This is a genomic window from Paenibacillus rhizosphaerae (genome assembly GCF_014192015.1).
Taxonomy (GTDB): Bacteria; Bacillota; Bacilli; order Paenibacillales; family Paenibacillaceae; genus Paenibacillus_AQ; species Paenibacillus_AQ rhizosphaerae.
Genome location: NZ_JACHXJ010000001.1, coordinates 382554 through 407278, shown reverse-complemented (window position 1 = coordinate 407278; position 24725 = coordinate 382554). Strand labels below are relative to the sequence as shown.

Annotated in this window: 22 protein-coding genes and 2 pseudogenes; 5 read left to right on the top strand and 19 right to left on the bottom strand. The window is 53.7% G+C overall.

The genetic code is table 11. The features are described from left to right. Positions 1-10: 10 nt before the first annotated feature. The 15 genes from FHS19_RS01660 to FHS19_RS01590 all read right to left on the bottom strand — a co-directional run bounded on the left by FHS19_RS01660 (position 11) and on the right by FHS19_RS01590 (position 15566). Entirely contained in the window at positions 11-838 is an 828-nt protein-coding gene (locus tag FHS19_RS01660) for an alpha/beta fold hydrolase (RefSeq protein WP_183577710.1), read from the bottom strand. Between the two features lie 331 nt (positions 839-1169). Continuing rightward, on the bottom strand, positions 1170-1859 hold the full coding sequence (locus tag FHS19_RS01655; RefSeq protein ID WP_183577707.1) for a hypothetical protein: 690 nt from the start codon (positions 1857-1859) through the stop codon (positions 1170-1172). A 2-nt stretch (positions 1860-1861) separates the two neighbouring features. After that, positions 1862-3589, bottom strand: coding sequence for a sensor histidine kinase (locus tag FHS19_RS01650; protein ID WP_312887136.1), 1728 nt, complete (start codon positions 3587-3589; stop codon positions 1862-1864). Positions 3590-3603: 14 nt separating this feature from the next. Further along, a complete protein-coding gene (locus FHS19_RS01645) occupies positions 3604-4284 on the bottom strand; it encodes a response regulator transcription factor (RefSeq protein ID WP_183577700.1) in 681 nt (226 codons plus the stop codon). A 293-nt stretch (positions 4285-4577) separates the two neighbouring features. Continuing rightward, entirely contained in the window at positions 4578-5855 is a 1278-nt protein-coding gene (locus tag FHS19_RS01640; RefSeq protein ID WP_183577698.1) for an erythromycin esterase family protein, read from the bottom strand. 82 nt (positions 5856-5937) lie between these two features. Next, complete coding sequence (locus FHS19_RS01635) at positions 5938-7029, bottom strand: GerAB/ArcD/ProY family transporter (RefSeq protein ID WP_183577695.1); 1092 nt, start codon at positions 7027-7029, stop codon at positions 5938-5940. Between the two features lie 54 nt (positions 7030-7083). Next, positions 7084-8304, bottom strand: a complete 1221-nt coding sequence (locus tag FHS19_RS01630) for a Ger(x)C family spore germination protein (RefSeq protein ID WP_183577692.1) — start codon at positions 8302-8304, stop codon at positions 7084-7086. A 14-nt stretch (positions 8305-8318) separates the two neighbouring features. After that, the gene (locus FHS19_RS01625; RefSeq protein ID WP_246426397.1) at positions 8319-9935 is read right to left on the bottom strand and encodes a spore germination protein; all 1617 of its coding nucleotides are present in this window, start codon (positions 9933-9935) and stop codon (positions 8319-8321) included. A 284-nt stretch (positions 9936-10219) separates the two neighbouring features. Then, positions 10220-10606 carry a DUF5684 domain-containing protein gene (locus tag FHS19_RS01620; RefSeq protein WP_183577690.1) on the bottom strand — a complete coding sequence of 129 codons (387 nt, stop codon included), beginning with the start codon at positions 10604-10606 and terminating at the stop codon, positions 10220-10222. Between the two features lie 225 nt (positions 10607-10831). After that, positions 10832-11329, bottom strand: coding sequence for an FAD:protein FMN transferase (locus FHS19_RS01615; protein ID WP_183577687.1), 498 nt, complete (start codon positions 11327-11329; stop codon positions 10832-10834). Positions 11330-11358: 29 nt separating this feature from the next. Continuing rightward, positions 11359-11679, bottom strand: coding sequence for a C3orf80 family membrane protein (locus tag FHS19_RS01610; RefSeq protein WP_183577683.1), 321 nt, complete (start codon positions 11677-11679; stop codon positions 11359-11361). Between the two features lie 204 nt (positions 11680-11883). Then, the gene (locus FHS19_RS01605; protein WP_183577680.1) at positions 11884-12825 is read right to left on the bottom strand and encodes a ring-cleaving dioxygenase; all 942 of its coding nucleotides are present in this window, start codon (positions 12823-12825) and stop codon (positions 11884-11886) included. A gap of 181 nt (positions 12826-13006) precedes the next feature. After that, positions 13007-14005, bottom strand: coding sequence for a type I glyceraldehyde-3-phosphate dehydrogenase (locus tag FHS19_RS01600; RefSeq protein ID WP_183577677.1), 999 nt, complete (start codon positions 14003-14005; stop codon positions 13007-13009). Between the two features lie 31 nt (positions 14006-14036). Next, positions 14037-14603: an NADPH-dependent FMN reductase gene (locus tag FHS19_RS01595; RefSeq protein WP_183577674.1), complete on the bottom strand. Its 567-nt coding sequence runs from the start codon at positions 14601-14603 to the stop codon at positions 14037-14039. Positions 14604-14624: 21 nt separating this feature from the next. Then, entirely contained in the window at positions 14625-15566 is a 942-nt protein-coding gene (locus FHS19_RS01590) for an alpha/beta hydrolase (RefSeq protein ID WP_183577671.1), read from the bottom strand. Between the two features lie 468 nt (positions 15567-16034). Here FHS19_RS01590 and FHS19_RS01585 point away from each other — a divergent pair, with 468 nt between their 5' ends. Together FHS19_RS01585 and FHS19_RS01580 are read left to right on the top strand one after the other, a co-directional pair. Beyond that, positions 16035-17123, top strand: coding sequence for a low temperature requirement protein A (locus tag FHS19_RS01585; protein ID WP_183577668.1), 1089 nt, complete (start codon positions 16035-16037; stop codon positions 17121-17123). A gap of 131 nt (positions 17124-17254) precedes the next feature. Beyond that, a pseudogene (locus FHS19_RS01580) lies at positions 17255-17444 on the top strand (sensor histidine kinase); the annotation flags it as partial. Positions 17445-17534: 90 nt separating this feature from the next. Here the strand turns inward: FHS19_RS01580 and FHS19_RS01575 are convergent. From FHS19_RS01575 to FHS19_RS01560, 4 genes are all read right to left on the bottom strand, one after another. Then, positions 17535-17990, bottom strand: a complete 456-nt coding sequence (locus tag FHS19_RS01575) for a GNAT family N-acetyltransferase (protein ID WP_183577665.1) — start codon at positions 17988-17990, stop codon at positions 17535-17537. 159 nt (positions 17991-18149) lie between these two features. Beyond that, positions 18150-19949 carry an ABC transporter substrate-binding protein gene (locus tag FHS19_RS01570; RefSeq protein WP_183577662.1) on the bottom strand — a complete coding sequence of 600 codons (1800 nt, stop codon included), beginning with the start codon at positions 19947-19949 and terminating at the stop codon, positions 18150-18152. Between the two features lie 182 nt (positions 19950-20131). Next, the gene (locus FHS19_RS01565; RefSeq protein ID WP_183577659.1) at positions 20132-21589 is read right to left on the bottom strand and encodes a DUF4179 domain-containing protein; all 1458 of its coding nucleotides are present in this window, start codon (positions 21587-21589) and stop codon (positions 20132-20134) included. 27 nt (positions 21590-21616) lie between these two features. Further along, the gene (locus tag FHS19_RS01560) at positions 21617-22096 is read right to left on the bottom strand and encodes a sigma-70 family RNA polymerase sigma factor (protein ID WP_183577656.1); all 480 of its coding nucleotides are present in this window, start codon (positions 22094-22096) and stop codon (positions 21617-21619) included. 293 nt (positions 22097-22389) lie between these two features. On the opposite strand from FHS19_RS01560, the pseudogene FHS19_RS35610 reads away from it, so the two are divergent. The 3 genes and pseudogenes from FHS19_RS35610 to FHS19_RS01545 all read left to right on the top strand — a co-directional run. After that, positions 22390-22518: pseudogene (locus FHS19_RS35610) on the top strand (MerR family DNA-binding transcriptional regulator); the annotation flags it as partial. Continuing rightward, on the top strand, positions 22469-23215 hold the full coding sequence (locus tag FHS19_RS01550; RefSeq protein ID WP_281382259.1) for a MerR family transcriptional regulator: 747 nt from the start codon (positions 22469-22471) through the stop codon (positions 23213-23215). The pseudogene FHS19_RS35610 and the gene FHS19_RS01550, both read left to right, overlap by 50 nt. Beyond that, on the top strand, positions 23205-24725 hold the full coding sequence (locus FHS19_RS01545; RefSeq protein WP_183577647.1) for an alpha-L-fucosidase: 1521 nt from the start codon (positions 23205-23207) through the stop codon (positions 24723-24725). The genes FHS19_RS01550 and FHS19_RS01545 overlap by 11 nt, the downstream gene beginning before the upstream one ends.

Below are 24725 nucleotides of genomic sequence, written 5' to 3'. Positions count from 1 at the left end.
AAACATGCCTTTACATGCCGGATGCCTGCGCCTTGTCTGCAAAGAATGCGGACAGCTCCGCCGCAATTTTGGGAGCGTCCAGCTTTTTCGTATGGCCGAGCCCCTTTTTACTCAGCAGAACGGCATTAGGCAGCCCTTGAGCCAGCGCACTGGCGGCATGGCGGAGGGAGAGCGGACTGTCCGGCCCTTCCAGAACAAGCGTCGGCATCGTCACGCGGCCCCACTGTTCAACAGGCAGCGGTTTGCCGTCCCAGTAACCGTCAAGCAGCGCGGCATCATAGGGCAGCGTGTGGGATACCGCCATCAGGTTCGCCCACACCTTCGGCATCATTCGCATCATACCGACGACGAACCCGGGTGCTCCCATCCCTTTGGTCATAAAATACTTGATCGCCTCAGCGCGCTGCCCGCTGCGGATCAGCTCCGTCACCTGCGGTATAAAGTCCTGCGGCGGCTTTCGGTCCGAAGCATCGACCACAAACGGCGGTTCGTGGAGGGCAAGCTTTGTGATGGCCGCCCCTCCGGCGGCTGCCTGAAGAGCCAATACGGCTCCCGAGGACAGCCCCCAGACATACGCGGAGCCGCCTGCCGCTTCGATGACCGCTTCCAAATCCTCGATCTCGCGTTCCACGGCGTAAGGCTGGGAATCCCCGCTGTCTCCCCGACCGCGGCGGTCGTAGTTATATACGGTAAACTGACTGGACAGCAGCTGGGCCAGCTGGACCTGTGCCGGAAATTTGCGGTAGCTGAACGCTCCCGCCACCAGGATGAGCGCAGGCCCCCTCCCGGTCCGGTCGTAAGCGATCATGGTTCCGTCCTTTGAAATGACAGTGTGCATGAGAATAATCTCCTTTTTCATGGTTTCTATATAGACGACGAGCGGACGAAACCCGGATCGACATATCCTCAAAAAAAGTTTTCAACATGCTGTTCAAACCTTCCCCTTTCCGGGTGTAATCATCCGTCGATTGGATCTGCACGCCTATTGTTTTCGGCAGAGGATACCCGATTTCCTCTCCGTGATCATGGAGTGCTGCCGCCATCCTAGAACCTTAGGGAATCCCTTTTTGCACGCAAAAAGCGGCCGCCGGGAAAATCCCTTGGGCCGTTTTTCTGATCCGTCAAACCATTACAATTGTCCATTTCTAGTTATCGAACGCTTCATCGGATCATTTCAACGTAATGGTCTTCTGCCAGGTTAATGTTTTGCCCTGATCGTTCGTGAATGCAAATTTCACTTGGCCTTCTTCTCCCTTCAATTCATCGGGATAGAAGAAACCCATGAACTGACCATCGCCGCTGATGTAAAACCCATCCTCTCCATTTTGCCCATGTTCTATGGCCTCCTGGAGCGTATTCTTGATTTGGTGCTTAGCCGATACCCACTGCATTTCTGTAAGCATATAACCCTCAGGCAGCTTGTTGATCACGAAATCGAAGCTGTTGCCCGTTGTCGGCTTCGGCGTTTGATCTATAATGATCAGAATGGCTTTACCCGCGTCTCCCTCTCCGGATGGCCCGCCGTCTTTCGTTCCGTTATCCTGGGAATCGGCCGGCGTCTGCGCCTCCGTGTTACCGGCAGCGTCCGAATCGGCGCCGGAGTGATCATCAGAGCTTCCGGCAGCATTCCCATTCACTCCGCTCCCTGCTGGATTGCCCGACCCTGATGGGTCCCCTGTGTCGATCCCTTTTTCATCTTCATCTCCTGCTGACGGCACCTGAGCCTCCGAAGAGCTTTCCTGACCTGCTCCGGCAGACGGCGATCCGCTATCCGGTGCCGCCGTATTTTTCGCCCCGCACGCACTGGTCATTAGTAATACCAGCAGTGCAGATGCTAAATAGATCGATTTTATGGTCATGACTACGCGTCTCCTTTGGATTCGTGTAATGTAAAATAAAATGCCACGCCTTCGTTGGTATTCACGGCGCCAAAATTTGCGCCATGCAGCTCCAGAATATGCTTCACGATCGCAAGCCCAAGACCGGTTCCTCCCGATTTGCGGTCACGCGAGCGCTCGGCCCGGTAGAACTGGTCCCAGATCCGCTCCAAATCGCTTGCCGCGATATGCGGTCCGGCGTTTTCGATCACAGTCGTAATTTGCTCCGGATAAGACCGGTGAATCCTCACCGTAATCACGCTGTCTTCTACGGCATGACGGATCGCGTTGCTCAGCAAATTGAGCAGCACCTGCTCCATCCGCCGGAGATCCGCTTGTACCCATATTTCCAGGGAATCGGTCTCCAGCTTTAATTCAAGCCTCTTTTGTTCAAGCTGCCTTGCAAATGAAGCGGACGCCTTCTCTGCCAAATCCGGCAGGGACAGATTTACCGGATGCAGCTTCACAGCCTTGACTTCAAATTTGGTCAGCTCCAGCATATCCATGATAAGCGCGTTCATCCGATCGGTTTCGTTCACGATGAGCGACAGGTACCTCTCCCTTTTTTCGGCCGCGACCCCGTCCTGAAGCCCTTCCGCGAATCCCTTCACAATGCCGAGCGGCGTCTTCAGCTCATGCGAAATATTAGCGACCAGCTCCTTGCGCAGCTCCTCAGACCTTAGCTTCTCCGCCAGTTCCTCCTGAAGCCGTTCATTCGTACGGTTCAGCTCACTCAAGGCCGCATCCAGGTTGTGGGATAACGAACTCAAGTGACGGGACAGTTCCCCGAATTCGTCCCTGGACCGGATTTCCGGCTGTCCGGTGAAATCCAGCCGCGCCAAGCGGGAAGCGGTCCGGCTCAGCGTGATGAGCGGACGGGCGATCATCCTGGAATAGATCAGTGAAAATAGAATCACGAGAACAAGAATGACCGGCGCGATGACAATGTAATATTTTTTTAAAATATCCACCGCTTCCCCGACGGGCTGCATCGATGTCATCGCCATCAAATACCGGCTCCCTCCTCCGTCTGTCAAGGGCTGCATCATGACCGCATACTGAACTCCGCTCCAAGGATCTTTCCAATTCTGCTGAAACTTCGATCCGTTTTGCAGTTTTTGCACATACGGAACCCCCTGACCGTTCCAATCCTTTAGTACGTCATCGGCCAAAGCGTCCTGGTACAGCGGATTGTATGAACGCTGCTCAGGAAGCATGAAGTCCGTCACCTTGCCGGTTACCCGTGTCAACCCCTGTTCCGGTTCTTGATCAACCGGTTGAAAATCAACAGGCTGCATAATGGTGTCGTCTTCGTCCATGAAAATGCCGTCGACCGTCAGCATCCCTCCGAACCGAATCCCGCCCGGAATCTCGTCGGTTGTCATCCCTTCCGCCGGAATGGGAAGGGTCACCACTTTGTTGGCCGCCTGCAGCACTATATAGTACGGATTGATAGCGGTCCGCTGAAACTGGCGGGTCAGAACCCAGACACTCGCATCATGTTCGTTCATAAATTCACCGAGAAGCCGCGAGACCTTGAATTCGTCCGCTTCGATCTGCTCAAACTGCCGGGCGAACTGACTCATCCCGCGATCCAATGCCCCCAGTTTCGAGGATCGGTAAAACCGCTCGAAGAACAATCCTTCCGCCAGCATAACCAGGGAAAACACCAGCAAAATCAGCACGGATGTGACGGCAAACAGTTTAAACACAACGCTGCGACGTCTCATTCGTCCATGTCGAATTTATAGCCCGCACGAATCATGGTCCGGATATACCGTCCTTCGTCTCCCAGTTTGGCTCTTAATTTTTTGATATGGGTATCCACCGTCCGTACATCCCCCAAGTAATCGTATCCCCACACCGCATCCAAAATCGATTCCCTGGCCAGAACCCTGCCATAGTTCTTGATGAGGTAAAGCAGCAGCTCGTACTCTTTCGGAGACAGATTCAATTTGACATTCTCTACGGTTACGGTATGTGCCGCACGGTTTACCGTTATTGCTCCATATACCAGCACATCAGGACTCAGCCCCACAGTTCCTTCCGTTCGCTTCATTAAAGCGGTTGCCCGGGCGACAAGTACCCGGGGACTCAACGGTTTGGTCACATATTCGTCGGCTCCGAGCTCAAAGCCCATCACTTGGTCGTCATCATCGGACCGGGCGGTAATCATGATGATCGGTACATCCGACTTCTCACGGATTCGGCGGCATACCGACCAGCCGTCCATTTCCGGCATCATAATGTCGAGCACGACCAGATCGACGGCTACTTCCTCGAACTTCTCCAGCGCGATTTTCCCGTTCTCCGCTTCAAAAACGTCCCACTGCTCCTTTTTGAAATAGTCGGTAATAAATTCGCGCATCAGCATATCGTCTTCAACCAGCAAAATTTTACGTCTCATCCCGTTCACTCCGCATCTGTGTCTATGTTGTGTGATGTCGCTGCTTATCCATGGATCGGTTTCGTTGATTCCATGTTATCACATGTTCTTGATCCGGTACGGGAATGCTCCGTATACATCGCAGCCTCAAACTGGACCCTGCCTGTCGTCTAACCTTTTTATTTCTCTCTACATCCGTCATTATAAAGGCACCCTGTGTACTTCATGTGAACACGGAATGAACTTGGGGTGTCTATGAAAATAGCCGCCTTTGATCCATCATAGGCGGCTTTTGCATATTTTAATATGAGCCATCAAACCATCAACGGCAGTGCCAGCGGTTCTAACGCGTGGGTTTCATGGATGAAGACGAACGCATCGTAACGCATGGTCATGCGCGAAGGAACATAATTCCCCAGCTCATACCCGGGGTCATAGACGACGCCGATCGCCCGGTGACCGAATACCTCCCGCAGCTCCGGCTGGGCATCGGCGTCGAACAGCAGCAGCAGGTTCTCGCCTCCGCCTGCACGGGCCAGCAGATCTTCCCAACTGCCCCGGATGGCGGGCGGAACTTCCATGACCTCCACGGGCGCGCCCCAGGCTGAGCCTGCCAGCACATGCCCGTGATGCGTGCCGAAGCCAACACTGAACGTCTGGGCCGGGCGGTAATATTCGCGGACAAGCTGACCTACATTGACCATGCCGTCAGCCGCCATATCCGTTGCTCGGGCGTCACCGATATGGGTATTATGCTCCCACAGCACGGCCTGGGCATCCGGCCCGTGATAGTCGAGCAGCTGACGGAGCGCCCGAACCATATGACGGTCCCGGACATTCCAGGAGTCGGGTCCTCCGCGGACCATCGTCCGGTAGTAGTGCTCCGCGTCGGCGGCCGCCATCGTGTTCATCATGGCGTTCAGCTCTGCTTCGCTCTGCGGATGGCCGAGCCTGGTGCGCTGCATATCATGCAGCAGAGCCACGATCTCCTCCTCGCAGCCTTCCCCGATCAGTCCGGCGGAAATGCCATAGGACTGCGAGTCGTCCCCATAAGGCTCAAAGCAGCCGAACGCCTGCAGCGCCGTATTCAGGAGAGGCGACTCCGTTTGCTTCAAATAATCGACGATATGCTGCATGGATTCCCACAGGCTGTATACGTCGAGGCCGTAAAAGCCGATGCGTTCCCCGGAAGGCTGCCCCATGTTATAGTCTCTAAGCCATTCGATAAACGCTTCCATTTCCCGGTTGGCCCACATCCAGGACGGCCATCTGTGAAATGCCCGCAGCGCCTCTGCCGCCGATTTGGCTTCGTTATCCTCCAAATCCTTGACGTACTTATTTACCTCATAGCAGGAAGGCCAATCACCCTCCACAGCCACAAATCGGATCGCCTTGCTTGCGATCAGCCGTTTCGTCATCTCGGCGCGGGTCGTATAAAATTCGGAGGTCCCATGGGAGGCCTCCCCGAGCAGCACCAGCCTGGCGTCCTTGGCCGCATCAACAATCCGGGTTAAATCTTCCGGGCTGCGGTAAGGCATCGCATCGCTGCGAACACGCCCGGCTGAAGATCCCGTTTGCAGCAGTTGTTCCATATATATCCCCCTTTTGGACAGATACGGATAGGTTGTCCACCTTCACGGCGGGATTATGTGCATACCGCAACCTATTGTTCGCCTAAGCGGGCTTCCGCTTCTTTTTACGAACCAGCATCGCGATGAACAGTATCCCGGGAATCACCACCTGAGTAACCGGCATCAACCGGTCTACGGTCAGCTTAAGACCAACCCTGAAATACTCGGTAAACGTCGGCGATAAATAAGTGAGACCAAATACCGTTATGCCGAGCGGGATGACCCACAGCTTATATCTGATCCCCGTGATGCGCTGAAGGCCGATGCCCGCCCCGATCAGAAAGAAATTGGCCTTCATGCCGATGCCCATGAACAGGAGCAGGACAAACAGCGCGTCAGCCCGTTCAATCACATTGGATACCTCCATCATCTGGACAACCATGAACATCGGATAGGTTCCGATGGCGGCGATTTCCGGGCCGAGAACGAGAATGACCAGTTGATTCATAACCGTCAAAAAGACGGCCGTGATCAGATAGGATACGATGGCGAGCCGGCCGAGATGCTTGCCTTTTTGCGCATATTTAAAATAAACCAGAAACAGGATCGTCTGCCCGAAAGGAAACGATACGATTTCCGGCATGGCCGCCCGCCAAACCGGAGTCAATCCGTGTTCCAGAACAGGAAACATGAATTGGGCATGCAGCAGCCCCGTCATAGGTAACAGAACTAAGATCAATGCATATCCGACCGCCATGATATACGCATATACCACGGAGAGTCTGAAGGCCGACCGCGGTCCAAGATATGTCACATAGGACCCGATAATGATGGAGATGAAGATAATAATCGGCATCGGAGTCCGGTTGAGCAACGTTTGAACGGCTAATTCGCCGATGTCTCGAAAATTCCGGGAGGCTTCATAAGCGAAATAAGCGGTAAAGGCAAAAGCGGCGATCCAGCCGAATGTGCTGCCCAAATAGTGCCGGCACAACTCAAATAGATCCCTCTCTGAATCCAGGCGGTACATCAGCAAATAAATAAGAAGAAGAAGCAGTCCTGCACCGGCACCCAGTAACATCGCCAGCCAGGCGTCCTGCTTCGCCTCTCCCCCCAACAGGAACAGGGTGGTGCTCCCTACTTCATACACGGACAATGATATGGCAATTTCAGAAGCTCGGGTCGCTCGGGTCATAGGATACTCCTTCTTCATTTTCATCAATTTTTCGGGGGTTGGCTGCGGCAATTGTTATTTGATCTGTTCCTCCGTTTTCTGAATAAGACCCGGCCGCCGTATAGCTGCATTCACCTGCACCTGAATATCCATTCTTCTGAATTCTTGCGGCCATGCCGCCTGTATCGCCTTCCACTCCTTGGGGAAACTGCGGTGAATGATATCCGCATAACCGGTCACGTCAACCCCCATCTGCCTAACGGCATCCCACCCGGTAAAGATCTGGTCGCGGACTTCCTTCTCGATATTCTTCTCCATATCATGGATGACTTCCGACTTGGACAGATCCTGGTTGCATGTGGATTCCATTAAGTTTCCGTTCAGATTCACGCTGACCAACATCGTATAATGCGTACCGGCACGGACGGGGTTCAGCTTCGTTTTCGAAGAGGTGATCTCGATCGAATTGTGCTTGTTTTTTGCTTGGGGACACGGAAAGGAGAGCTCGGTCTCTTTGACTTGGTCGGTCAGCCATGACAGTCCCATGCTTTCTCTGCCGCTCAAATAACCCACCAATCGGTCACCGCTGAATACGCCAAGGCGTGTCAGCCTCAAGGAAAGTGGAGGAGATATGTCTTTTAGAACGTCAAGCGACCGCATTTTTTCCAGTTCTTCGTCCGTATTTTCATCTCCAACAAAGGAAGCCACCGGTATCCCAATGCTTTTGGAATCCGAGTGCAGGCTGAGCGCGAAATCAAAGATCGTTTTTTTCGGAAAGTTCGAGATGAAACGGGACTCCTTCGCCAGAATATTGCTGTAGCTCTCACCCGGCAATTTTTCGGGCGGTACCATTTTGTTCAGCAGATCTTTTGCCTTTCCGTCAGTGATCAGCAGCTGAACGGTTTCTCGGGCCTCCGAATTGCGCAAAAACAAATCGACCAATTCTTCGAGCCCCCGCTCCGCCGCTTCTCTTCCTACCACAATCACTTTGGCATGGGCCACATACAATTTCCGGGACGCCTCCAGATTGCTTTTCATTCGGGCGCCGAAAATCGTATCGGATACCATGGAAAACACGTAGATGGCCGGCTGTGTGCTTGATCCTGTCGATCCGCCCGTCCCGGAGGCCATGGAGGATGGGATAATTGTCTGATAGCTGATTTCCCATTTGTCCCCGGCGCGGTCGATGCCGCCGGCGATCGCAATGCGCAGGTCGTTCAACTCAGCCCGGTTCCAGCAGCCTGTCGTTAGAAACAGGCACGCTAGCAGTACCAAGGAAGCAAGCCGTCTTCTCATCCTTATTCTCCTTTCTAAGCCAATGGATCCCTCGGTCGGCCGGCCTCAAGTTCAGCATATGATTTCTTGTCTTTTGTCTGCCGCATCTGGTTCTGATCTCCGATCATGATCGGGCGCGTACGCATCTTCCACCAGGGCGCCCGAATCAGCACATCCTTTTGGTTCGTTTTATTAAAGGGGGACATCGGTATGAGGTAAGGCACGCCAAAAGACTCCAGCGAGACCAGATGCGCCATCAACGGAATTAAAACCCCAAGCACCCCGACCAGCCCGAAGCTGCCGGAAAACACCATCAAGGCGAACCGCAGAAGCCGGATGGAAGAGGAGAAGTTGATCGCCGGAAGCGCAAAATTGGATATCGCCGTAAACGAGACGACAATAACGACAGCTGCCGAAACCAGGCCCGCCTGGACCGCGGCCTGACCGAGCACCAAAGCGCCCACAATAGAAATGGCCGGGCCGATGGCTCTAGGCATCCGGACTCCCGCTTCACGGATGACTTCAAAGGTCAGTTCCATCAGCAGCGCCTCGACCAGTGTCGGCAGCGGCGTAATTTCCCGCTGGGCGGCCAATGAGATCAGAAGCGGCATGGGAAGCAGCTCCTGATGGAACGTGGTTAAGGAAATAAAAATGGATGGTAGAAGCAGGGCGACGAAAAACGAGATGATCCGGACGAAGCGGAGAAAGGAAGAAATATCGAATCTTTGATAATAATCCTCGCTGGAGGTCAGGAAACGGAAAAAAGTCACCGGAGCCATCAAGACGAACGGCGTTCCATCCACAAAGACGGCAACCAGCCCCTCGAGCAGTCCACCGGCGACCGTATCGGGACGCTCGGTATTATACATGGTCGGAAAGGGCGACATAACGCCGTCCTGGATCAGTTCCTCGATATACCCGCTTTCCAGGATCCCGTCGATTTCAATGCTCTGGATTCGGGTTGTCATTTCCTTGACCACCTCCGGGCTGGCGATCCCTTCGATATAAGCGATGGATACATTCGTGCGCGTATAGGTTCCGATGACATGCGTCTCAATGGTCAACTGAGGGGATTTGACTTTGCGCCGTAACAAGGCGATATTGACGGTGATTTCCTCCGTAAAGCCCTCCTTCGGCCCCCGGATCACCGTCTGGGAAGAAGGTTCCTCAACGGCCCGCCGGGATCCGCCGGCGATATATACGGCAAATGCCTCCCGCATGCCTTGAACAAGAACGACGGCTCTTCCATCAAGGATCGCATGCTCTAAATCTTCCTCCGTATAGATGGTCCGGATATTACCTATAGCCAGCTGGTTTTTGAGCCAATCGGCAGGCGCCTTGTCCGCCCGAAGCAAATTATCCAGCTTCAGGCGATTCAGGTTTTCCAATAACTTGGAAAGCAGCAGCTGGTCTACCAAGCCATCGATATAGCAAAGGATGACTTTATAATCCGATTCCTCATCGAATGCCAGGTAATGGATCACAAAATCCGTGTTTTTGCCCATGGACTTTTGGAGAAGCTCCAAACTGTCGGATAGATCTTCGCTCAGGGGTTTCCCCTCTGGAGAAGGAGCTTGCCGTGCTTGCTGTGGCTGCTCCAGCTCAGGGTTGGGATACGAATACAGAAATTTTTTCAGCCGCCGAATAAACAATGGAAAAACTCCTTCAAAAATATGATTACCATTATTTTGCTGTATCCCCTGTTTTTTTATGCATATAGCCTCCAGCTGCCGCAGCTCTTCCCAAACCGATGAAACGCCAAAACCGCCCCCTTTCGGGAGCGGCCATGGTCATTTCGTGTGCATTTTTACTCTCGGGTTGTTCGGACAGACTGCCTTGCGCACGGTTCCTGCCCGTCTTGCTGAATTTGTTAATAATGATTAGTTCTGTCGGTATGTAAGCAAATATCCGCTCAGCGCCCACGAACGATTTCCGCTTAAAAAGCGGCTGTTGGTCCTGGAGGAACCGGCGGGTTGTACAGCTGGTAAGTCGTCTTGCTGGAATAACCCCAAACCATCCACAAAATCACATATACCGGAGACAGGAAAACGGCAAAAAGAACGTAAGCTCCGTTCTTGCCGAACGCGTTCAGCAGCTTCACCTGCCAAATAATGGCGAACACGATATTGGCAATCGGCACCAGCGTGATCAGGATCCACCATGCACTCTCCTTGATCAGCTTCAATTGGAGAATATAATTCAAAATCGGGACAAACGCAAACCACGCGATGTCGTCCCGGCCCGCCTTTTTGGCGAGCTGAAAATACGCCCCGCAGATGGCGATATATATTGCTAGGTACAGCACAATCATAACAACGATCATTAAACATCCTCCCTAAAAATGGATATAGAGGTAAAAATGCACTTCTCTTTATTCGGTGCGTTTTCGTACCGCCCCTGTTTAAGCCAGACCTTTTATAATGTATTGCCGGCCTGCGGTTTTATGAACATCAAACGATCCGCGCCAAAAAGATTTCCGTCTCCCTGTCCGGCGGAATAAGGGGCGCGAGTTGGAATGCATTGGAAAGATTCGTTACAATTATTTTGATCATGCGAAACAGGCTTGAGTGCAGAAGCACTCCGCCTGTCCTAATTTAGCGTGAAGAAGGAATCTGTTTGATGCGGGTCTTCCCGCCTGCTGCGAAGCAGCGGCTTCAGCTTGACCCCGCTCGCCGGACCAAAAGCCCAGAAGCCTTGCGCAAGCCTCCGTTCGATCGGATGCCTGCGAAGAAACCTCCTCTTCCGAGTCCGCCTCTCCGAAACTTCGGCCGTAGCCCAGATCAGACAGGAGCCGTCCGAGAAAAGGATTGAACAGGCCGTCTGCCCTCTTGTAATAATTCAGCGCCACGCTGACGGCTTCGTACAGGACCGGCGTCGCCAGAAACGGCCTGCCCGCCGAACGGTTCAGCTGGGACAGCTCGCTGCCCGGATCGAAACGTGTCAGATGCTTTTCCACAAAAGCAAACCAGGACTCCGCTTCCCGATACTCCGCCTCAGGCAGTCCCTGTGTGACGAAATCGGTGTTCATGGCTCTGAATGTATGCATCTTCAATCACCTCCGTCCAGGGCCTGAAGCTATGAAGCGTGGGTGCGCATGGAGCCTTCCCCGCTGCTGCTTTGCCCAGAACCGAAACTCAAGCCCGGCCGGGAGCGGCCGCCCATAAATCCCCGCTCCTGTCCGGAGGAACCTGCGTCCCCGCCGGATGCTTCGTCCCGCCATTGGTTCTCGATGTCGCCGCTTGAGTCGTCTTGTCCCGCTCCGAAAATCGGGGAAGCGTTCGCCACATTCCCTGTAACATCGGCCGGATTAAACTTCGAGATATATCCTACGAACCCCGTAAACATGACCACACCCGCCATGCCTGCCGTCCATTTGATCCATTTGGAATTTGCCATATACAGACCACCTTATTTCAAGTATGTTCAGTTCCGTTATGCGGTCATTGTACGGGTCAATGGTGAAAAGATGGTGAAAAGTATCTCTAAAAAAAGAAAGATGACCCCTGTCCTTGCAGGGATCATCGATAGCCGGCGGCACTACACCGTCTCATATCCGAATGCTGATTGTCTCACGAAATCACACACCGCCTTGTTTCGCGGTCAATTCCATACTTTTTCGGTCGTCACCGGCTCTAACCGGGCTTCAATGTCCCCGCGCTGCGGTTCAAACCATTCCGGCAGCATCAGCCTGCGTCCCAGCGCATCCGGCGCTTCGTCCCGGGCGAATCCGGGTGGATCCGTCGCAATCTCAAACAGGATTCCGCCGTGTTCCCTGAAATAGATGGCTTTAAAATATTGGCGATCCTTAATCGGAGTGACGTCAAAGCCATTGGCCGACACGTATTCCCTCCACGCTTCATGCTCCGTGTTATCGCTTGCCCGCCAGGCAATATGATGTACGGTTCCGGCAGTGCCGTGTCCTGCTTTCATATCCTCCAGCCGGATATCGACCACGTTGCCTAAATCGGCCGTCGCTTGAAATCTGGCGTATCCGGCGTCTTCCCCGATTTTGGCCAGTCCGAGAATGTTCTCCAGCACGTCGATCGTGTCGGCATAAGCCTCGCTGAACAGAGCCGCACCGCCTAATCCCTTGATCGCCTGGGCATCCGGAATGCTTTCAAGCGGGCTTGCGCCTCCGGCCCCTTCTTCCCGCTCCACCAGTTCCAGGCGCAGTCCGTCCGGATCCGAGAACTGCAGATAGCTCTCGCCAAAACGCTCACTGTTAGCTGTATCCAGTCCGAACCAAGCAAGCCGTTCCTGCCAGAAATCAATGGACCCTGGCGGAATGACAAAGGTCACGATGCCCACTCGACCTCCCCCAATCTGTCCTTGCCGGGCCCGGGGATAGGGAAAGAAGGTCAGGATCGTACCTGGTGATCCAGCCGGGTCGCCGAAATACAAGTGATACACCGTGGGATCATCGAAATTGACCGTCTTTTTCACCAAGCTGAGCCCGAGGATGCCGCTGTAGAAATCAATCGTTTCCTGGGGATTTCTTGAAAACGCCGTAATGTGATGAATGCCTGCCGTCCGTTTGAACATCTGTATCGCTCCTTATGGGATTTGGGATCTGGATTATATTTCGAATTCATTTATCTTTATTTAAAGATATATGATGTTCTTCTTATTGTCAATCCATTTTTTTCGGAGCTAATCCGCCCCGTCCCTTTCTCAAACAAAATTAGGGCCGCCGGCACTCACCGGCAGCCCTGTCCCTGCAATCCTATTTCCCTGCCAAATAAGCCGCGACCTCAGCCAATCGGGAAGCATAACCCCATTCGTTATCGTACCAGGTCGCGACGGACAGCATTTCCCCCTGCACCTGGGTTAACGGCAGGTCAATAATCGAAGAATGCGGATCGGCAACGATTCGTGACGAAGCCCATTCCCCTTCCAAAACGTCAAGCACACCCTTCAGCTCACCTTCGCTCGCAGCCTGCCGGAACATATCATTGATCTCCTGAAGGCTGCAAGGCTTCTCCGTGATCAGGTTCAGTTCGGCAATGCTGCCTGTACGCGTCGGAATGCGGTACGCTTTGCCGGTAATTTGCAGATCGTTCCAAATGAACTTGAGCGCTTTGGCGGCGCCGGAAGACGACGGAATGATGTTCTCGGCCGCAGCCCAGGAATCCCGGCGGTCCTTCATCGGCTGATCGGTTAACGATTGCGTGTTCGTATACGAGTGTACCGTGGAGAATAAGCCGTATTTGATCCCGTAGTTTTCCCGGACCAATTTGACGACCGGAGCCAGCGCATTCGTCGTGCAGCTCGCCATACTGATGATTTTATGCTTGTCCGGATCAAAGCTGTCAAGGTTGATTCCTTTAAGCAGAACGGCATCGCAGTCATCCAGCGTTTTGCTTGGTCCGCTGACCAGTACCCGTTTGGCGCCCCGCTCCAGGTGCTGCTCGGCGACCGGCCGTGTCACGGCCCGCCCGGTGCAGTCAACGACCAGGTCAACGCCGAGCTCACCCCAATGAGGGACTTCGCTGGCCGAATTCAAATACCGGATTTCCCGGCTGCCGATCACGATCGCACCCTCGCCGCCCGATACGTTCTCAGGCCAGCGCTTGTAATTGGTGTCCACTTCAAACAAAGCCGCCAGCGTCGCTTCATCTTTAATATCGGAGATGGAATAAGGAACAAACAAATTTTGTTCCAACGCTGCCCGAAGCAGCTGTCTTCCGATCCGACCGAATCCATAAACCGCGATTTTACCCATAATAGCCTCAGCTCCTGATTAAAATAGTTTGTTATTGCCCGTTTATCTGCTGTACCTGATCGACCCACTGAATAAACGACCGAACGTAACGCTGTACATACCTGCGGGTTGTTTCATCGGTCAGCTTACCGTTCTCCGGATCAACCTTCTCCATCGCCTGCGATATATACATTTTTTGAAACGGCATCACATAAGACTGGACGGCTTCCAAGGTTTGCCTGATTTGCTGCTGCGACAAAATCGTCCCTTTAACGCCCGGCGTCGCACCAATGACCCCGGTCGGTTTATGAATGAGGACCGCGGTTTTGGTCGGGGTCGAGGCCCAATCCAGCGCATTTTTCAGCACGCCCGGGATGCCCGAATTATATTCCGGGCTTACGATGATGATTCCGTCCGCCTGTTGAATCGCTTCGCGATAGCGTCTGACCGGCTCCGGGCTTTCCTCCCGGTCCAAATCCGCGTTGTACAAGGGGAGATCCGCAATCGATATGAAATCAAATTGTGCGGAATCCACCAGTTCCGGGATCGTATCCGCAATCATCCGGTTATACGAATGCTCTCTTAAACTCCCCACCATAATTCCTATGGTTGTCGCCATTTGCCATTCTCACCGTCCCTGCTATTCTTTGAGCCAAGCGTTCGCCAGCGCGATCGCGCCTCTAGCCGCCGCTGTGTCCGCAAGGGCATTCAGCATGACAAAGTCATGAATAGCCCCCTGGAAACGGGCAGCGGTCACCCGCACGCCGGCTTCGCGCAGTTTGTTGGCGTATGCCTCGCCTTCATCGCGAAGAACGTCCGCTTCGGCGGTAATAACCAGTGCTTCAGGCAATCCTTCGAGCTGTTCGCGCGTTGCCCGCAGCGGCGAAGCATAGATCTCTTCTTTGTCGCTCGGCTTCGTAATATATTGATCCCAGAACCAGGCCATGGCGTCCCGGCGCAGGAAGTAACCTTCCGCAAACTGGTGATAGGACTCCGTGTCGTTACCCGAATCCGTCACCGGGTAGAACAGCAATTGTTTATGAATAGTGGGACCCTTGCGTTCTTTCGCCAGCAGCGTGATGGCAGCGGTCATATTTCCCCCTACGCTGTCCCCGGCCACGGTAAGGCGGTCCGTATCCAAGCCGTACGCCTCTCCATTTTCCGCAATCCAGGTCAGAACCGCGTAGATTTCTTCGATCGCCGTCGGATATTTTGCTTCCGGAGACAGGCTGTAATTCGGGAATACGACGCAGGCCTCGGCACCGACCGCAAGCTCCCGGATCAGGCGATCATGGGTATGCGAATTGCCGAACACCCAGCCGGCGCCATGGATATAAAGAATGACCGGCAGCTTATTTGTAACGTTTTCGGGACGAAGCAGTCTGACCGAAACTTGTCCGCTCGGCCCTCCCTCAACGGTGATATCCTGAATTTCAACTGGCAGCTTCGGGACGTCGCCCGATTGAACCTCGTCTACGGCTTCACGCCCTTTTTCCGGTCCAAGATCAAACAAATACGGCGGATTGGCGGTATCTTGTGCAAATTTCAAAGCAGCGGGTTCCAAAACAACCTTCTTTGTCATAGGTATTCCCTCCCATAATTTATACTACAATGTGTAGTTTTAAGAAGCATGAAATCACCCGGTAAGGACCCCGGCATCCATCATGCCTGTCCATCAGGCTAAGGGACCGTCCATTGTTGATCCGGTGCTCTGTGCTGCCAAGAGGCGTCTTCTCTATCGACAAACTTTGCTTGTCGTATAGCAGCCTTTGGCAAGGTTAGAATAGCACATAATTTTTTTCGTGTATATAAATTTCTTATTAACTGAGTTTTTCTCTCTAATGTACAAAAAATTAGTAAAAAAGGGCGTTGTATTTACTTCGGTTTAACAATCTGGGACTTTCGTTATGGCTTACAGGACTAATTCCGAAAATGCAGTAGACCGTGATTTGAAAATTGATATAATAAATTGATTCTTCGGATGAGCGGCGGATTCGCATTTGACTCATTTGTCGGCATTTATCACATCAAGGAGGGGATCTATAAGGGTATGATTGAAAAAAAGGTGACCTGGTTGGAGCTTTTTTACGATCTTATCTTAGTCGCGGCCGTGTCCAAAGCAACGCATGTCTTGCTGCATGCGGAACATGGAGCCATTCCCGTGGAGTACCTAAGTAAATTCGTGTTGATTTTTATCCCGATCTGGTGGGGCTGGGTTGGACAAACCCTCTTTGTGAATCGGTTCGGCCAGGATATTTTAATTCACAGGATCTTTATTATCCTTCAGCTGTTGTTCGTTCTCGTGATGACGGCGAGTTTGTCCCCTGATTTTGACCAATATTATGTTCCCTTCTTTATAGGATACATAGGCTCAAGGGCGCTGACGGCCCTGCAGTATCTTCTGGCCCATCGGGCCAAAGCGGCGCATCAGCAAGTGACCGCCTCCTATTTGGGCACCCACTTTTTGATCGGCATCCTGATCTCGGCCTGCTCGCTGTTCTTCGACTCTTGGATCCGGTATGCCGTCTTGTACGCGGGGATCGGCGTAGATATCCTGATTCCTTTAATCGGACGCCGGCACTTGGTTAAAACGCCAATCAATACGCATCACTTGTTCGAACGTTTCGCCCTGTTTACCTTGATTCTTTTGGGCGAATCGGTCGTCAGTATCCTGGCCGTCCTGCAGTTTAACGACTGGGATCTGTCGTCCGTCCTGTTCATCGCCTTTACCAGTCTGCTGGTCATTGCCATGTGGTGGCAGTACTTTGATAACATCGACAAAAAGGTAAGCCGGGAAATCCAAACGGCCGGCCAAATGATTATTTACGGTCACTTGTTCGTGTACTTGTCGATGAGTATGATCGCAGCAGCCATTCAGCTGTTGTACAAAGACCAAATGGATTACTCCTTCATGCTGGCATTCATGTTTGGGTCCGTACTCCTGTATTTCTTATCGACCACCGTGGTGTTTCACCGATACAGACACAAACATTTGCGGCTGAAGCCCTATCATCTGGCTATCATGCTGGGGATCCTTGCTTGCTGCTTCGTGATCGACCTGATTTTCCCCGTCCCTAATTACGCCATCGTCGGAGAGAACATGATCTTCTTCATCGTCTACGCGAAGTTAACTACGTAACCTGTCGTATCATCAGAAAAGCGCATCTCCACGTTGTATATCGGGGGATGAGTTTTATCATCTGCCTCAAGCCTTCAAGAGCTCCAAAGCCTTGGGGTTTGGGGCTTTTATAATATGCAGGGTCCGCAAACGGGATACCGCCGGAGGAACAGCCGCACATTTTCGAACGCTTTTACCGGGTGGACAAGTCCCGCGCCCGGGGGCGGCCACGGCCTTGGGCTGTCCATCGGCAGATGGATTGCCGAAGCCCACGGCGGCACATTGAGCGTGCAGAGCACGCCCGGCCAGGGCAGTACCTTCACGGCTGTCATGCCATGTTAAATCTTCCGGCACCAAATTGAAAAGGACATGCTCGCCCTGTGGATGGCAGAAAGCATGTCCTTTTTTACTTCTAGCTCCGCAAGCTTTAGCTTACAGCTCCCGGGTCATAAAAGCACTATAAGGATCGAGGGTATAATCCGCAAATGGCCCGCACTCCTTAAACCCGAAGGCCGCGTACAGCCGTCTGGCCGGCTCGAACGACGCCATCGAGCCCGTCTCCAGGCTCAGCCGCCGGTATCCCCGCCGCCGGGCCTCCTCCATGATGTGGGCCAAGATGGATCGGGCCACGCCTTTACGCAAGTGGGCGGTTGCGGTCCGCATCGATTTGATCTCGCCGTGGCCGGGATCGAGCTCCTTCAGTGCCCCGCAGCCAAGCAGCTCTCCCTGCTCCCATGCGCTCCAGAACGTCACATCCGGCCGCCGCAGCCCGTCCAGATCAAGAGCATGCACGCTCTCCGGCGGCGACTCCTCCGCCATGCCTTGAAGATGCTCGCGGATCAACGCGGCTATTTCCGGCCCTCTTAAATCATCCAGCCTAATTTCCATACCGTTCACCTTCACTCCGTTGGTAAGTTTTATCTCATGTGCTGTCATCATTGTACAGCCCGATGAGCTTAAGAAAAAGGCAATCTTTCCGGGAAACATTTCCCCTTTCGCCAGATGTCATGTTTTCCCGTACCGCAATTACGATGGATCACCCGCCGGTTAACCTTCTCCTTTAAACCAGATGTCCTTAAAATCTACCCACCCGGCAGCATTGAGCCGTACGCCCTGCTGCGCCGGATGGGACAGCACCCGGGCTTCGTTATAGGTCAAATAGATGGCCGTGCCGCGTTCCATCAGCCAGGACTCCAGCCGCTGAAACGACTCGCCCCGGGCTCCCGGGTCCGCTTCCTGAAGCAGCTGCCCCACAAGCCGGTCTACTTCCGCCTGCGTTCCGGGATCCAGCATGCTGCGAATGAAGCTGTACCGGGACAGCAAATATTCGATCTGCCGGAGCAGCCCCTCGCTCAGCAGCGCCTCGAACAGGATCAGGTCCGCCTCCCGGGTCCGCTCTTCCTTCATCAATTCCTCCCATGGCAGAATATGCACGTCCAGCCGGATCCCGGCCAAACCATACTGCTGCTGCAGCCAGCGAGCCGTTTGCTCATGGCGCCGGTAAGCATACAGCTTCAGCCCCTCTCCGCGATACCCGGACCGTTTCAATTCCCTGGATGCCTCTTCCGGATCATACAGCGGATCAGCGTTATCCGGTTGCGGCTCAAGATGAAAACCGAGGCAAGGGAAGGCATGCGGGTACCCCAGATCCCGGACCATGCAGCCCCGGTCAACCGCAAGTGCAAGCGCCCTGCGGAAGGAACCGGTTTGCAAAATCCCCGGCTTCGCAAGGTTCATGGTCAGCATGCTGCATCCGGTGACGAGACGGCTGCGCCGCCATGTCTTCAGCTCCTGACGGCGGGCTTCTCCCGTCTCGACGACCAGTACGCCCGGATTGGTCTCCACCGTCCATTCTTCGCCGGTATCCGGCATGATCATCACCTCGATACGATCGATCAGGCCCCGGGCCGCATAATAATCCGGGAAAACCTCCAGCATGCACATTCCCGGCGTAAGCTTAGCGATCCGGTAAGGCCCTGACCCGATAGGCAGCATGCCGGGAACCGATCCAGCCCCGGACTCCCCGCTGGCGCGGGAAAGGACCGCCGCCCCCGTATGCGACATAAATACCGCAAACAGGACGTTGGGCTGACGCAGCTCCATGCGGACTATGTAACGCGATTCCGCGTAGATCTCAACGATGTCCCTGCACAGCCAGGAATGATTTTTGGATTCCTGCTGCACGCGCAGCAGGCTGTATTTGACGTCATCGGCCGTAAGCTCCGTGCCGTCGTGAAATGTCACGCCTTTCCGCAAAAAGAACGTCCAACAGCAGGCATCGGAGCTGGACTCCCAGTGGTGTGCGACGCCGGGAATAACCTTGCCGGTCTCCATTTCCAGCTCCACCAGGGTCGCATGGATTTGGCGGATCAGATGGGTATCAAAAGCATACATCGCGTCCGCCGGGTCCAGCGTCACGATCGGCCGGTATATCGGCAGGCGGAGCGTCTCCACCATACGGCCCTCCCCGGTCGTTTCCGTCCGGTATCCGAAATAGCCGGTCAACCAGTCCATAAACTGCTGTGTCAACCCGGGTTCACCCGCCTGCTCTTTTACCCAGAGCATCGCGCCCTGCACGTCCCCCTGCTTCACGTATTGCTGCGCTTCCCGGATCACAAGCTCCCGCTTGTCCGCCAGAAACGTCAGCTCCGACCGATGGCCCCTGCCCTGCCCGGCTGCATACCGGATCAGGCCGGCGTCCGCCATTTTGCGCAGGATCAGCCTGGCGTTACGGGGCGTGCAGTACAGGGCCTCGGCCAGCCCGTCGATCGTCACCCGGAACGGCTCCCCTTCTTTTTCACCGGAATAAACGCTTCGCAGCCGAAGGTAATCCTCTGCCAATTTCACCGGACATAGCCCCTTTTGTTTAGTCAAAAAAATGGTATGAATCCAACATACAAATTTTGATGGCGCATTTCAATCCCAGCGGCCGGGCTTTTCTGAAGGGAGCAAAAAGACAGCCTTCGGGCCCCTTCGGCCTTCAGACTGCCTGTCTGTATATTTAGTGGTTGTACGCGGTTGTGCGCTGGCTACTTCAGCAGTTCCACCGCCTGCGTATCCGGATTCGGCATCCATATCTGCTTCACCTTAATGGTCAGCGGCTGCGGATAATCTACCGCATCCTTGCCGAAGTTGTAATCGTAATCGTCTCCCATGGTGTCCTTCTTGTTGGACCAGCTATGTCCACCTTGGGAATATCCTTCGGGAGACTGCCTTTGGTGGACGTTGCCGTCGGCATCGGTGAAGCTGTCATCCAGCGACAGCGACAGGCTCTCGCCGGCATAGGCGTGTTCGAGCTCGCGGTGAATCAGCACCTCCCCCGGACCTGCCGGCCGGGTGTACGAAATCAGGGTAAAGCGGTCGTCCGGCGCCTCCACGATCTGCTTCTTCTTCAGGTTGATCACGATTTGCAGCTGGTCCTTGTCCACCGCAGCAGTGCCTTCCGTCTTGAGCCTAATGGAATCATACTCGGCGTAATTCTGGCTGCTGCCGTACATCAGCATCGCGTCCGTCCCCTCCGTGAGGGCTTCCGAGTTGTCCGGAGAGTACCACTTCGGATAATACAGCTTTTCGATTTCGCCCCCAACTTTCCCGATGAGCACCGGACTGAGCAGCCGGAATACTTTTTTCGTATTCGTCTGATCATAGTCCAGGTCCACGTACGTGTGCAGCGGAGTGTAGATGACCTGAGTCACACCTACCCGCTGGCCGTCTACCGTTAGTGTCCGGTCAGGATGCAGCACGCGCTCCTTATCCTTGAACATGCCGGGATCGAGCTCAAACGAAATGTCGAACGCCGTCCGGTATTTATTGGAGCTGGACATGAGCGCTTCATTCGACGTCTCCGTCAAGGTCACATGAAACTTGGCATCCTTGGTATATTTAACGGACGGGTTCAGGGGCACGGTGTAAATAAAATGATTGGCTCCATTCGCCGGAATTCTGCTGCTGTCGCTTCCCGCCAATTCCACCGACGCTCCTTTGGACGGGGCCTCCACGCCGCCAAGTTCAAGGGATACGTCGGCATTGATGACCTCTTTATCCGTTTGGTTGCGGACACCGAACAGCACATAGGCCATCCGGCCATCCGTGACGGCACCGTCTACCTCTACGCGATACCCTTTTTGTTCGACGCTTTCGGCTATCGGCTTGACCAGCCCCCGGTCCATCGCGCTCGCCAGACCGTCCAGCGTGGTGGATCGGTACGGCTCTAAGGCGGTCTGACTCGGTATCCCCGCCGTCTGCTTCGGCGCCGGCTCCGCCCGATGGGCCAAGCTGCCGATCGAGTAATTGATAATTAGCAGGGCCGCCGCGAGAGCCATAACCGTCCCCGTACTCCAGAAATAGAAACGCCGCTTCTCACGCATTTTCCCTCTCTCCATTCCTTTGCGCATAGCCAGAGTCAATTTCATCTCAGGCAACGCTTCCGCATGCTTGTTCACTTCATAGGCATCCTGCAGCAGGATGCGCTGTTCTTTTTCGGGCATAACCTGTCCCTCCCTTCTGCTCAGCCTCTACATATATTTCCGGAGCTGCTTCAGGCCTTCCCGCAGCCATGTCTTGATCGTTCCTTCCGGCTTGCCCATCACCTTCGCGATTTCCACGGACGTCATGTCCTGGTAATATTTCAGCATGACGACATGCCGGTACTTCGGCTTTATCCGCTCCAGCGCACGCTGCAGGTCGATCCGCTCGCTGCTTTTCATCTCCTGCACGGCTCCTTCCTGCGGCTTCTCCACCGGAAATACCCGTTTCTTGCGCCGCAGCTCGTCCATGCAGCAGTTGATCGTGATGCGGATGAGCCACGGGGTGAAGGATTGCGGGTCCTTCAGCTTCTTCCGCTTCACCCACGCCCGGTATGACGCCTCCTGCACAGCTTCCAGCGCATCGGCTTCACTGCGCAAATAGCTGTAGGCAATGGAATACAATTTTCGCTGTTCGGCGGTCAGACGCTCAAAAAACGCTTCCGCTTCCGTCAGCGTGGTTCTATTCATATGGATCTCGCTCCATGTACTATCAGCATTCAGCGTCCCCACTCCCCCCTCTGTATCTCTACAACCCGTTCACCGACGGGTCTCTTGGCGGCCGCTCTATAATATAGACGCATGAGATTGGAAAATCGATTAATTTTTTTTTAATAACGGAATATTGGAAGCATGTCCCGCTCCAGTACGACGAAGTCTTGGTTCGAATGCAGCATGCGCGTCCGTTACGCACGATTTCTTTCCAAAAAACAGTTGCTCATTACGTAACGTCATGTGATGTAATAAGTGTGGAGGTGTGATGCATGCATACTGACGACAAAATTTATTGGGTCGGAGAAATATCCGCAGCTACCGGCGTAACGGTACGGACCCTTCAGCACTATGACCATATCGGACTGCTGCCCACAACCGGCCGTACGGCAGGCGGACGGCGGTACGGCAGGCGGACGGCGGTATTATACGAAGGACGACCTCCTCTGCTTGGAGCAGATCATTTTTTACAAATCTCTAGGGCTCTCTCTTCAAGAGATCCGCGACAAAGTCATCAAGCGTCCCGACTCATCGCAGATCGAACAAATGATGCAAGAGCAGGAACTGGCGCTTTACCGAAAAATAGAAGAAGCGTATGCAGGTATTGCCGCGATCGAAGCCCACCGGACGGCGGTCGCGGCCGGAAATGATGCGCCGTGGCATCTTTTGGCCTTTTTTATCCGGTGTTTCAACAACAGCAGCCTGGTCGATTGGAAACAATACGCTTTTACCGAAACCCAAAAAGAAATTTTCGGCAGACGATTTGCCACGGAACAAAGTGCATTCGATTTGTATCATACTTGGAGACGACTGGCTTTAAAAGCCGTTACGCTGGGGCTGGCAGGCGCAGGGCCGGAAGAGCCCGATGCACAAGAGCTGGCCAAGGCTTGGTGCACCATGGTGCAAGAGGCAACCGGAGGAGAAAGCGATCAAGCGGATGCGTTTGTGCAAATGCAGGGTGATCGGGCATCTTGGCCCGAGGGCGACCGGGAACTTTTCGAGGCATCCCAAACTTTTATCGACAAGGCGGTAAACCATTATTTATCCGGTCAATCATCAGACGACGACAAGGACGGAGGAAGCTGCCGTGAATCATAAAAGTTACCAACCCACCCGGGAATCTCTTAGCAGTCACCCGCTTCCGCAATGGTTTGACGAAGCAAAATTCGGCATCTTTATACACTGGGGCCCCTATTCCGTACCTGGTTTTGCACCCGTAGGTAACTTTGCGAATACTTTAAAGACCGATTACGATCGGGCAATGCTCGTCTACCCGTACGCTGAAGGCTACTGGAATGCGATCAAAGACCAGACCACGCCGTCTGCACGTTATCATCAAGCCGTATATGGCAGCATGCCCTACCAAGGATTTAAACCGCTGTTCATGGACGGCGTGAAACAATGGGACCCCATGGCTTGGGCCAAAATTTTCAGGAATGCCGGTGCAAAATACGTTGTAATCGTCTCGAAGCACCATGACGGATTTTGCCTATGGCCAACGAAGGTGGCCAACCCGCATGAGCCGCACTGGTTTAGCGAGCGCGACATCATCGGCGAATTAGCAGACGCTGTACGCAGCGAAGGCCTGCGCTTTGGCATCTACTATTCAGGTGGGATCGACTGGACTTTTCGGAGAAGGATTTCGAGAACGTTTATGGACTACTCCTTTTCCACACCCGGGGGCGATTATGCAGCATACGCCGATGCCCAGATCCGCGAACTGATTTCCCGATACCGCCCTGATATTCTATGGAACGATATATGCTGGCCAGGCAATGTGGACTCTTTCTTTCGATTGTTCGCTTACTACTATAACGCTGTACCCGAAGGTGTGGTCAATGACCGCTGGAAGCATTCAACTTCCGCTAACAAGTTGTTAAGTCTCAAACTTGTACGCGCAGTGATGGACATGATGATCAAACGAATGATCATGAACAATCCGGATATTCATTCTGCCCTGCCGCAGCCAGCGATTCCCCATAGCGATTTTTCGACTCCGGAATATACCAAACACAAGGAAATACAACCCGGAAAATGGGAGATGACACGCGGAATCGGCAATTCATTCGGCTACAACCGCAATGAGCAGGATAATGACTATTCATCCTTTGAAACATTGCTAATCGATTTTATCGATGCCCTGTCCAAAAACGGAAACCTGCTGTTGAATGTAGGTCCGCGCGGCGAGGATGCTCAAATTCCTCCTGAGCAGTTAAGCCGGTTGTCCAAATTCGGGGATTGGTTACAACGAAATGGGGAGGCCGTATATGGAACGCGTCCCTTGATCCGGGCGGAAGCGGAAACGGAGACCGGCGAAACGATCCGGTTTACGCGGAAAGAGAATCGTCTGTACCTGATCATCTCAGGGCGTCCTAACGGAATAACCATCAAGGTAAAGGAATTTTTCTGTGAAGGCACAGCAAATCTCCTAACGGATGGCAGTCCTGTTCAATTGAAGCGGGAAGGCGAGGATATGAACCTCATTTTCAAACACCGGCTTGAACATATTTTCGTTCCTGTCATCGTAATAGAAGAAGAGGATGACGATGGAATGAAACGATCACCTGCTGTTGCCGCGGGTGCTAACCTTGAAGGCAGTGAGGGATGA

Bases quoted from the DNA above. Each gene is read 5' to 3' on its own strand.
- FHS19_RS01660 (WP_183577710.1), bottom strand. From the start codon at position 838: ATGCACACTGTCATTTCAAAGGACGGAACCATGATCGCTTACGACCGG.
- FHS19_RS01590 (WP_183577671.1), bottom strand. From the start codon at position 15,566: ATGACAAAGAAGGTTGTTTTGGAACCCGCTGCTTTGAAATTTGCACAA.
- FHS19_RS01550 (WP_281382259.1), top strand. From the start codon at position 22,469: ATGACCATATCGGACTGCTGCCCACAACCGGCCGTACGGCAGGCGGAC.
- FHS19_RS01635 (WP_183577695.1), bottom strand. From the start codon at position 7,029: ATGACCCGAGCGACCCGAGCTTCTGAAATTGCCATATCATTGTCCGTG.
- FHS19_RS01600 (WP_183577677.1), bottom strand. From the start codon at position 14,005: ATGGGTAAAATCGCGGTTTATGGATTCGGTCGGATCGGAAGACAGCTG.
- FHS19_RS01630 (WP_183577692.1), bottom strand. From the start codon at position 8,304: ATGAGAAGACGGCTTGCTTCCTTGGTACTGCTAGCGTGCCTGTTTCTA.
- FHS19_RS01620 (WP_183577690.1), bottom strand. From the start codon at position 10,606: ATGATCGTTGTTATGATTGTGCTGTACCTAGCAATATATATCGCCATC.
- FHS19_RS01560 (WP_183577656.1), bottom strand. From the start codon at position 22,096: ATGAATAGAACCACGCTGACGGAAGCGGAAGCGTTTTTTGAGCGTCTG.
- FHS19_RS01575 (WP_183577665.1), bottom strand. From the start codon at position 17,990: ATGGAAATTAGGCTGGATGATTTAAGAGGGCCGGAAATAGCCGCGTTG.
- FHS19_RS01585 (WP_183577668.1), top strand. From the start codon at position 16,035: ATGATTGAAAAAAAGGTGACCTGGTTGGAGCTTTTTTACGATCTTATC.
- FHS19_RS01640 (WP_183577698.1), bottom strand. From the start codon at position 5,855: ATGGAACAACTGCTGCAAACGGGATCTTCAGCCGGGCGTGTTCGCAGC.
- FHS19_RS01610 (WP_183577683.1), bottom strand. From the start codon at position 11,679: ATGGCAAATTCCAAATGGATCAAATGGACGGCAGGCATGGCGGGTGTG.
- FHS19_RS01645 (WP_183577700.1), bottom strand. From the start codon at position 4,284: ATGAGACGTAAAATTTTGCTGGTTGAAGACGATATGCTGATGCGCGAA.
- FHS19_RS01565 (WP_183577659.1), bottom strand. From the start codon at position 21,589: ATGCCCGAAAAAGAACAGCGCATCCTGCTGCAGGATGCCTATGAAGTG.
- FHS19_RS01615 (WP_183577687.1), bottom strand. From the start codon at position 11,329: ATGCATACATTCAGAGCCATGAACACCGATTTCGTCACACAGGGACTG.
- FHS19_RS01605 (WP_183577680.1), bottom strand. From the start codon at position 12,825: ATGTTCAAACGGACGGCAGGCATTCATCACATTACGGCGTTTTCAAGA.
- FHS19_RS01595 (WP_183577674.1), bottom strand. From the start codon at position 14,603: ATGGCGACAACCATAGGAATTATGGTGGGGAGTTTAAGAGAGCATTCG.
- FHS19_RS01655 (WP_183577707.1), bottom strand. From the start codon at position 1,859: ATGACCATAAAATCGATCTATTTAGCATCTGCACTGCTGGTATTACTA.